Origin of the sequence: Micromonospora sp. NPDC093277, from assembly GCF_044765245.1 — a bacterium.
GTDB lineage: Bacteria > Actinomycetota > Actinomycetes > Mycobacteriales > Micromonosporaceae > Micromonospora.
Genome location: NZ_JBIWJO010000041.1, coordinates 1 through 1,556, shown reverse-complemented (window position 1 = coordinate 1,556; position 1,556 = coordinate 1). Strand labels below are relative to the sequence as shown.

The window sequence follows — 1,556 nt, the reverse complement described above, 5'->3', positions numbered from 1 at the left end:
AGATCTTGACGAAGCCGCCCGAGCTGAACAGGCCGCCGCCGTTCTTGTCGGCCTTGTTGCCCTCGATCACGGTCTTCTCGATCTCGACGGTGCCGACGCGGTTGTCGCGGTCCTTGTCGTCCTTCTTGTCGAGCGGGGCGCTCTTGCCGTGGTCCTTCTTCTCCTCGTCGCCCTTGCCGTTGGCGATGCCGCCGCCGTTCTCTCCGGCGGTGTTGTTGCTGATGTGAGACTCGCGGCCGCCCTTGCCGTCGTCGTCGCGGGAGCCGCTGACCTTGAGGACGCCGGTGTTGAAGATGCCGCCGCCGTTCTTGTCGGCGTTGTTCTTGTCGACGTCGCTGTCTTCGACGTCGACCCGGCCGAAGTTGGCGATCGCGCCGCCGTTGCCGCGGGCGTTGTTGCGGGTCAGCGTGGTCTCCTTCAGGTGGGCACTGCCACCCTTCTCGACCAGCAGCGCGCCGCCGTCGTCCTCGTCGCGCTTGTTGTCCTTGCCGTCCTTGTCGCGCTCTTCGGACTTCTTCTCCTCGTTGCCGGCTTTGCCGTCCTTGAGGGTGAGGTCCTTGAGGGTGAGGTCACCGCCGTCGGCGACCCGGAAGAGCCGGAACGCGTCCCGCGAGTCCCGCCTGATGGTGGCGCCGTTGCCCCAGATGGTGATTTCCTGCCGGATCGTCGGCAGGGCCGTGCCGGACTTCTCGTCGAACCTGCTCAGGTCGTAGACGCAGTCGCGGGACAGCTTCAAGGTGCCGCCGAACTCCCGGTTGGCCCGGTCGACGGCCTCGACCAGCTTCTCGCTCCTGCAGGGCACCTCCTCCTGCCTGCGCTCGTCCTTGACATCGCGGTCCTTGCCGTCCTTGCCGTCCTGGTCCTTGTCGCGCTGTTCGTCGCTGGCCTTCGCTTCACCCTGGCCGTCGTCCGAGGTGACCTCCTGCGCGGTGGACCACTTCAGGTCGGTCAGCCGGTGAGCGCCGGTGACCCCAGTGGTCGCGTACGCCACACCCGCGAGGCTGACCGCTCCCGTCAGTCCCATGACGCCGGTGGCGAGCCAGAGCCGCCGACGGCGGAACAGGGAGGTCGTCTCGCGGGCGGGGTGATCATTATTGGGAAGGTAGTTGGACATCGGAGCTCTCTGCCCTCTCCTCGTACCAGACAAGGTCGCTTCACCATCGCGAGGCGGCCTTCGCTACAAATCGGTTGTAGCTTCTTATCCAGACCGTATGGGAATCTTCTTCACCTCGGGGCTGTATGCGAAAAAAGCCCACATTAGGTACGCAGGACACCCGAGGGAGGAGTCCGGGCGCGGCGTGCCGCCCGGTGCGACGGGGGGCGAGGACGTGGCCGGCGGCGTAAAGCTCGCGGGCCGGTGCGAACCGGCCTACCAGCGCGGCTCGGGACGGAATTGCCCTCGGAGCGGCCGGGGTCCCCGTCCGCCGGCGGCGGACGGGGACCCCGGGGTTATGTGGTGGTTCAGTTGAAGCAGTCGCGGACGGTGCCCGCGCAGTTGGTCGGGTCGTTGTTGATCACGGTGGACTCGTCGTCCAGCTTGACCTTGCCGTCGTTGT

Annotated in this window: 1 pseudogene; it reads right to left on the bottom strand. The window is 66.7% G+C overall.

Going from position 1 to position 1,556, the window contains the following annotated elements:
- Nucleotides 1–1,114 (bottom strand): annotated as a pseudogene (locus tag ACIRG9_RS31570) (hypothetical protein); the annotation flags it as partial.
- Nucleotides 1,115–1,556: the final 442 nt, after the last annotated feature.